This is a genomic window from Candidatus Bipolaricaulota bacterium (assembly GCA_021159055.1).
In the GTDB taxonomy this organism is placed as follows: Bacteria; Bipolaricaulota; Bipolaricaulia; order UBA7950; family UBA9294; genus S016-54.
In genome coordinates this window covers 1-8,002 of sequence record JAGGSO010000004.1, presented here as the reverse complement: position 1 = coordinate 8,002, position 8,002 = coordinate 1, and the positions used below count along the sequence as shown (strand labels likewise).

At 64.9% G+C, this 8,002-nt stretch carries 7 protein-coding genes; 4 read left to right on the top strand and 3 right to left on the bottom strand.

The genetic code is table 11. The features are described from left to right. The first annotated feature begins 303 nt into the window (after nucleotides 1-303). The 4 genes from dnaB to gcvPB all read left to right on the top strand — a co-directional run bounded on the left by dnaB (nucleotide 304) and on the right by gcvPB (nucleotide 4,902). Nucleotides 304-1,671: a replicative DNA helicase gene (gene dnaB, locus J7J55_00225; protein ID MCD6141144.1), complete on the top strand. Its 1,368-nt coding sequence runs from the start codon at nucleotides 304-306 to the stop codon at nucleotides 1,669-1,671. A gap of 70 nt (nucleotides 1,672-1,741) precedes the next feature. After that, nucleotides 1,742-2,125, top strand: a complete 384-nt coding sequence (gene gcvH, locus J7J55_00220) for a glycine cleavage system protein GcvH (GenBank protein ID MCD6141143.1) — start codon at nucleotides 1,742-1,744, stop codon at nucleotides 2,123-2,125. Between the two features lie 6 nt (nucleotides 2,126-2,131). Beyond that, nucleotides 2,132-3,463 (top strand): aminomethyl-transferring glycine dehydrogenase subunit GcvPA, encoded by a 1,332-nt coding sequence (gcvPA, locus tag J7J55_00215; GenBank protein ID MCD6141142.1) that lies wholly within the window; start codon nucleotides 2,132-2,134, stop codon nucleotides 3,461-3,463. Continuing rightward, entirely contained in the window at nucleotides 3,460-4,902 is a 1,443-nt protein-coding gene (gene gcvPB / locus J7J55_00210) for an aminomethyl-transferring glycine dehydrogenase subunit GcvPB (protein MCD6141141.1), read from the top strand. Before gcvPA ends, gcvPB begins: the two co-directional genes overlap by 4 nt. On the opposite strand, the gene glmM is transcribed toward gcvPB, so the two are convergent. The 3 genes from glmM to J7J55_00195 all read right to left on the bottom strand — a co-directional run. Further along, nucleotides 4,881-6,218, bottom strand: a complete 1,338-nt coding sequence (gene glmM, locus J7J55_00205; protein ID MCD6141140.1) for a phosphoglucosamine mutase — start codon at nucleotides 6,216-6,218, stop codon at nucleotides 4,881-4,883. The two genes, gcvPB and glmM, sit on opposite strands and share 22 nt — an antisense overlap. Beyond that, the gene (locus J7J55_00200) at nucleotides 6,215-6,652 is read right to left on the bottom strand and encodes a hypothetical protein (GenBank protein MCD6141139.1); all 438 of its coding nucleotides are present in this window, start codon (nucleotides 6,650-6,652) and stop codon (nucleotides 6,215-6,217) included. The genes glmM and J7J55_00200 overlap by 4 nt, the downstream gene beginning before the upstream one ends. A gap of 35 nt (nucleotides 6,653-6,687) precedes the next feature. Continuing rightward, the coding region (locus tag J7J55_00195; protein ID MCD6141138.1) for a hypothetical protein at nucleotides 6,688-8,002 on the bottom strand (1,315 nt) is incomplete at its 5' end.

Below are 8,002 nucleotides of genomic sequence, written 5' to 3'. Positions count from 1 at the left end.
CCCTGTGTACCGACCACGCCCTCCCTCACTTTTCCCTCAGACTTTTTTAAAAGCTTTTTATAAATCTAGCACGATTTAGCCGCTTAGTCAAGTCCTTCAAAGATTATTCCGATGGCAAAAGGGTTTTGGGGAGTTAAGCGTGCAAGCCGGCATAGGGTCGGCAATATTGATTTGATGCGAAAAAGTGCCGTTCAAATCAGCATTTTTGCGTTTGCCTGCCGGGGATGGACGACCTATAATGAGAAGAGAAAAGCGAGGTGAGGGGCGGTGGCACAGGAGAGGATCTCCCCGGATGGGACGGCGCTGCGGGATCTGCCGAAGAACATCGAAGCGGAGCAGATCGTGCTCGGTTCCGCGCTTCTCGAGCCTGAAGAGACCGTTCCCATCATCCTCGAGCGGCTCCGTCCGGAGCACTTCTATCGCCGCAGCCATCGCGTGATCTTCCGGGTGATCCGGGAGCTGTTCGATCGGGGCGAGCCGGCGGACATCGTGGCGGTGGCGAACCGGTTGGAAGAGCGGAACGAGATGGAAAAGGCCGGGGGGAGGATCTACCTGAACGAGCTCCTCGACCGGGTGACCACCACGGCAAGCCTCGAGTACTACACCGAGATCGTGCGCAAGAAGGCGATCCTGCGCGCGTTGATCGAGGTCGGTGGGCGGATCGTCGAGCTTGGATACGACGAACGCCAGGACACTGATGAGATTTTGGATAAGGCCGAATCGCTCATCTTCGACATCTCCCGCCGGGATTCGACCGGAGACTACTACCTGATCAGCCAGTACCTGTACGAGCATATCGACAAATTGGAGGAACTGCACCGCGATCCGAACCGGCATACGATTACCGGGTTGTCCACTGGGTTCCGCCGGTTCGATGAGATGACCTCCGGCCTGCAGCCGTCAGATCTGATCGTCCTTGCCGGCCGGCCCGGGACGGGGAAGACGAGCCTCGCCCTTGCCCTTGCCCGGCACGTAGCGATCCGGGAGGGAGGGGCGGTCGGGATCTTCTCCCTGGAGATGACCAAGGAGCAGGTCCTGGAACGGCTCCTGTGCGGGGAGGCTCAGGTGAGCCTGCACCGCCTGCGCGGTGGGTACGTCCCGGTCGCGAAGTGGCGCGACATCGCCAACGCGGCGAGCAAGTTCCAGAAGTCGACGATCATCGTCGACGACACCCCTGGGATCTCGATCCTCGAGATCCGCGCCCGCGCCCGCCGGATGGCGGCCCAGCACGGGCTCGACATGTTGATCGTTGACTACCTCCAGCTGATCGAAGGGGCGGTGAAGAGCGACGTACGCGAGCAGGAGATCGCCCACATCTCCCGCTCCCTCAAGAAGCTTGCGCGCGAGCTGAACATCCCGGTGATCGCCGTCTCCCAGCTGAACCGGGCGGTGGAGCGCCGCGAGTCGAAGCGTCCCCAGCTCGCCGACCTGCGGGAGAGCGGAGCGATCGAGCAGGATGCCGATCTCGTCATCTTCATCTACCGCAAGGATTACTACGATGAGCCGGAGGACACCTCCGCCCCGAGCGCCCGTGGCGCGGGTGGCGAGGCGGAGATCATCATCGCCAAGCAACGCAACGGCCCGCTCGGCAAGTTCACCGTTGCGTTCCACAAGGCGTACGCCAGCTTCTATCCCCTCGCGCGGGAGGGGGAGGACGGGCCATCATTCTGAGCCGTTGCCCTGGCGGGATGAAAGGGCTTATAATCCACCCGCACCTGACATCATTAGGAGGAGAGAGCGGATGGCATATCCAACGGAGTATCGATATACCGAACAGCATGAGTGGATCCACCTCGAGGGGAATCGGGCGAAGGTGGGGATCACCGAGTACGCCCAGGGCGAGCTGGGGGACATCGTCTACGTCGAACTTCCCGAGGTGGGAAAGAAGGTCGGCAAGGGGGAAACCCTGGCGACCGTGGAGTCGGTGAAGTCGGTGAGCGACGTGTACGCCCCGGTCGCCGGCGAGGTGGTGGAGGTGAACGGGGCGCTTGAATCCGCCCCGGAGACGATCAATAACGACCCGCACGGTGCGGGATGGATCGCCGTCCTCGAGATCGCCGATCCCAAGGAGGTCGATTCCCTCCTCGACGCGGCTGCCTACGAAAAGTTAATCGCGTCGGAGTAGCGGTCGATGCGCTACCTGGTGAACACCGACTCCGATCGGCGTGAGATGCTGGCGGAGATCGGGGTCGAGTCGATCGATGACCTGTTCTCCGACATCCCGGAGGAGGTCAAGGCCCGGTTCCGCCCCCTCGGCCTGTCCCCGAAAAGCGAGCTCGAGGTGCGCGGGACGGTAGAGCGATTCGCCAGTAATAATGCTGATCCAAACGAGGTAATCTCCTTCCTCGGCGGGGGGATGTACGACCATTACATCCCAAGCGTCGTTGCCCACGTCCTCTCCCGCTCCGAGTTCTACACCGCCTATACCCCGTACCAGCCCGAGATCAGCCAAGGGACCCTCACTGCGATGTTCGAGTTCCAGACGCTCGTCTGCGAGCTGTTTGGGATGGAGGTGGCGAATGCCTCGATGTACGACGGGGGGAGCGCTCTGGCCGAGGCCGTATTGATGGCCGAGCGGGTGGCGGGAAAGGGGAGGATCGGGATCTCCCGCGCTCTTTTTCCCCACTATCGCCGCGTCGTCGAGACCTACGCCTGGGCGGCTGATCTCGAGCTCATCGAGGTCCCATACCTCACCCCGGAGGGGCGAATCGATCGGTCCGCAATCCCGTCCGGGCTCTCCGGGCTCGTGGTCCAATCCCCGAATGCGTTCGGGGTGATCGAGGACCTGACCGGGCTCAAGAACAAGGTGCGCGACGGTCTTCTGATCGTGGCGACGAACCCGATCGCCATGGGGATCATCGCCCCGCCGGGCGAGTTCGGGGCGGACATCGTCACCGCGGAGGGGCAGCCCCTCGGGATCCCCCCATCGTTCGGTGGGCCGGGGCTGGGCCTGTTCGCGACGCGGATGCGCTACATCCGGACGATGCCGGGCCGGATCGCGGGCCGCACCGTCGACGCCGCCGGGAACCCCGGCTACACGATGACCCTCCAGACCCGGGAACAGCACATCCGCCGCGCCCGCGCTACCTCGAACATCTGCACCAATGCTCAGCTCTCCGCCCTCGCTGCCACCGTCTACCTAGCGACCCTGGGCGCGGACGGGTTGGCCCAGGTGGCGCGGCTCAATCTGGCGAAGGCCCACTACCTCGCCGGTCGGATCGCGGAGCTCCCGGGCTACGCGCTCGCGTTCACCGGCCCGTTCTTCAACGAGTTCGTGGTTCGCGTCCCCGGAGATCCGGAAACGATAAGAGCTCGGCTCCTATCCGCCGGAGTCGCGGTCTCCGACCCGGGATGGCTCTCCGCCCTCGGGGTGGAGGGGGCGATCGCGTTCGCGGTCACGGAGCGGCGGTCACGGGAGGAGCTCGATCGGGTGGTGGACGCACTGCGGGAGGCGGGAGAATGAAGACGATATTCGACTACAAACCGCGGGATCGAGTCAGGGGGATATTCCCTGAGCCGGACGTCCCGGAAGGGGAGGGGGACATCCCCGCCGCGCTCCTGCGCCGGAGACCGCCTCGCATCCCCAACCTCCCCGAGCCGGAGCTCGTCCGCCACTACACCCGGCTGTCCAAGATGAACTACGGGGTCGATGACGGGCTCTACCCGCTGGGGAGCTGCACGATGAAGTACAATCCGAAGCTCTCCGAGGACCTCGCCCGCCTCCCCCGGTTCGCGGCTGCTCATCCCCTCGCTGATCCGTCCCTGGTCCAGGGGGCACTCGCTATCATGTATGAGATGGAGCGGATCCTCGCCGGGATCGCGGGGTTGTCCGCTGTCACCCTGCAGCCGGCGGCAGGGGCGCATGGTGAGCTCACCGGGATGTTCCTCATCCGCCGCTACTTCGAGGCGCGGGGGGATGCGGACCGGAAGGTGATCCTCCTCCCGGACTCGGCGCACGGGACGAACCCGGCCTCGGCCACGATCGCCGGGTTCACGGTGCGAGAGATCAAGTCTGGCCCGGATGGGATGGTCGATCCCGCGACCCTGGAGGGCGCGCTCGACGAAACGGTCGCCGGGATCATGCTCACCGTCCCCAACACCCTCGGGATCTTCGAGGAGCGGATCCTCGAGGTGACCGAGCTGGTCCATCGAGCCGGCGGGCTGTGCTACTTCGACGGGGCGAACCTCAATTCCTACATCGGTCGCGCCCGTCCCGGGGACATGGGAGCGGACGTGTTCCACTTCAACCTGCACAAGACCCTGTCCACCCCCCACGGCGGGGGAGGACCGGGGGCCGGCCCGGTGGCGGTGGCTGAGCCGCTTGTTCCCTACCTCCCGGTTCCGCGGATCGTGCGGGACGGGGAGCGGTATTCCCTCGATTGGGACCATCCCGACTCGATTGGGGCCGTCCACTCCTTCTACGGGAACTTCGGAGTGATCCTCAAGGCGTACGCCTACATCCTTCAACTCGGGGACGCCGGACTGCGTGCCGTGAGCGGGGATGCTGTCCTGAACGCGAACTACCTTCAGGCCAGGCTGAAGCGGACCTATCCTCTCCCCTACGACCGGCTGTGCAAGCACGAGTTCGTTCTCTCCGGGAAGGGGATCGGGGAAGGGATCTCTACCCTGGACATCGCCAAGCGGCTCCTCGACTACGGTTTTCATCCCCCGACGATCTACTTCCCCCTCATCGTGCACGAGGCGTTGATGATCGAGCCGACCGAGACCGAGGGGAAGGAGACGTTGGACCGGTTCGCGGAAGCGATGGAGGAGATAGCGCGCGAGGCCAGGGAGGACCCGGAGCTCCTCCACGCCGCTCCGACGAAGACCCCGGTGCGGCGGCTCGATCAGACCCGCGCCGTGCGGACCCCGATCCTTACTTATCCGTTTGCCGGGGACTGAGCGGCCCGCTCGATCGCGGCGGTGAGCCGGTCAGCGACCTCCGCGCAGAGCTCGGGAGCGATCGCCTCGACCATCACCCGTACGAGGGGCTGTGTCCCGGACGGGCGGACGAGTATCCGTCCCCTGTCCCCGAGCCGCGCCGATTCCTGGGAGACGGCCGCAGTCACCGTCGGGTGGGAGGCGAGTGCAGTCGGATCGTCCACCGCGACGTTCCGGAGGATCTGGGGGAAGAGCGGGATCTCCTCCGCCAGCTCAGGGAGTGATGTCCGCCGCAGGTGCGCGATCTCGAGGAGCTTGACCGCGGTCAGGATCCCGTCCCCGGTCGGCGAATGGTCGGAGAAGATGATGTGCCCCGACTGCTCCCCCCCGAGGCGGGCGCCGCGGGAGTGCATCTCCCAGGCGACGTAACGGTCCCCCACCGGGGTGCGGACGAGCTCGATCCCTTCATCCCTGAGCCTGCGTTCCAGCCCGAGGTTGCTCATCACCGTCGCCACCACGATCGGCGGGGTGAAAGCGCCCGCCCGCTGCATGTGCAGCGCGGCGATCCCCATCATTCGGTCCCCGTCGATCACTTTCCCATCCGGGCCGACGAGGAGGACACGATCGCCGTCCCCGTCGAACGCGATCCCGAGGTCGGCGTTGTGTTCCAGTACCGCGGCTCGGAGCGGGTCGAGATGGGTGGAGCCGCACTCCTGGTTGATCCTCGATCCGTCCGGGGCGGTGTGGAGTTCGATCACCTCGGCGTTGAAGTGGCGCAGGACGCGGGGAGCGATCTCCCCCGTCGCCCCGTAGGCGCAGTCGACCACGATCCTCGTTCCGGAGAGATCCACCTCCTCGGATTCGATCGTTCCGGTGAGGAACGCGGCGTACCGGGTCGCAGCCGCCTCCAGTGGTTCGATCCTGCCGACACGAAGCCCCTGCGGCGGGTGGTCGAATGCGTCCTCGATCGCGCGTTCCTGCGCGACGGGGAGCTTCATCCCGGCGGAGTCGAAGAACTTGATCCCGTTGTCCGCGGGTGGGTTGTGGGAGGCGGAGATCACCGCCCCGAGGGCGGCATGCTCGTCCTTGATGAGGAATGAGATCGCGGGGGTGGGGATGACTCCGGCAAGAAGGACGTCGGCGCCGCTCGCGGCGAACCCGGCGGCGAGCGCCCCTTCGAGCATCGGCCCGCTCTCCCGCGTGTCCCGCCCGATGATCACCGTCCCTCCATGGGGAACGAGGACCCGGGCAGCAGCGCGCCCAAGCGCCACGGCGAGTTCCGGAGTCAGATCGCGATTCGCCGTTCCTCGCACTCCGTCCGTGCCGAACAGCTTCACCTTGCCCACCCTCCTTCGAGGGTCACGAGCGGCGGGCCGAGGGCGATCGGGTAGATGAACGCACCGGCGATCCCGAACTGGAACCCATGCTGGGGAGCGCGGTAGGAGAGCCCTCCCCCGAGCATTGGGGAAGGGAACCGGGCGGAGAGGTCGAAGTAGGCGATTCCGCCGAGGAGGTCGATGTAGCTCCCCCCGGACCCGAGTGGGAGCTCAACCCCGCCTCGGATCACGGTCTGCCCGGACGGGGAGATGAGGAGGCTCGCTACCCCGTATCCGAATGAGATCTCACTTCGAACCGTGATCCCGAACAGGGGCGGGAGCCCACCGAACGGGAGGCTGACCGTGATGCTGACCGCATCGATCCCGGTCCCGAGCCCCGTGATCCCGACGAGGGAGACGATGAACAGCAGGACGACGATCGTTCGGGTGTGCATCATGTCCTCAGTTTAGCTGATCGGGTACTCCCTGATCAACCGGACGGGCGGACGATGTCCCCGACGATCGGGGCGAAGTTGGAGGTCTTTACCCCGTATGCGACGCGATCGCGCACCTCGACGATCACGATCTCCCCTTTTACCCCGCGCACGTCGTAGCTTAGGATCTTCCCGGTAGTGGGGTCAGTGATCACGTTCTCGGTGTCAAGGACCTGGAAGAAGTCCCCTTTCCGTACTCCGGCATTGGTGCCGATGTTGATCACCACGCGCCCATCGGGGAGGAGGGCCGCCACCTGCCCCTCGAGTGTAACCGCCGGCGTAGCCGGGCTCTCCGCACGCGCGGCCATGGAGGATGACAGCTGAGGAGCGACAGCGACGATCCCGTCGATCAGCCGGGCGACGAGCTGATTCAAGGTGCGATTGATCGCCTTCCCCACGATCGTCTCATCGAACCGATCGCTTCCTACCGTGATCTCGTCGATCAGCGGGGCGATCGGGCCGCTACCAGGCCGGATCTGGAAGTTGATGGTCGCGATGTACGAGGTTCCGTCCCATAATTTTGCGGTGTATATTCCCGGCCCCATCTGGATGTTGGCCGCATCGCGTTGGTCCCAGAACCAAATCCCGCACCCACCGGTGGGGACGAATTGCCAATCGAGCCAGCGCAGGAACGGACCGCCGTTGCGGTATATCTCGATCCCGAACCACTTCGGGGGGCCCGGGTTCTTGTATCCGATTCGCACCGTCTCGTTCGGGGAGTAATAAGGCTTGTCCGTGCGCAGGCCGCCAGCGCACACGTCCCCTCCCTGCGGTTGGGTGAGGGATAGGATCCTCCCCAGGTCGACGGAGAAGCCGGTTGTCCCCTGCTCTGATCCCGATGCGGTGACCGAGTCCATGATCTCCGATGTGTAGGCGTTCACCAGCCGAGCCGTCATCGATACCTCCACCGATGCGTTGCTCACCTTAAAGAAACCGAGGCTCAAGGAGGATTGGCTCACGTTTACTTTGGTCACCGAACCGACGATCAACAGATCAGCCCCGAGGAGGCGACTGGCAGTCGCGAGGTCACTCGTCAGCGCCGGATTGAGCCCCCGTTCCTGCATCACCGCTTCCAGCTCCGACCGCTCGAGGACGCGCACCCCGCTGTTCACCAGCCGGTCGATCAGCTCATCCGCCACCCCGGCGCCGACGTTGACGAACCCCGACGAGCTCCGATCATCGAACCGGGCAACCGCGACCTTGATCGAGGAGAGGAGCGCCGCTGCGTCCGGGCTCACCGGAACGGATACAGTGGCAACGAGGTTTTTGTTCTTGTCTGTGCCTTTTTGAAGTCGATTGGGTGGTGGTGTG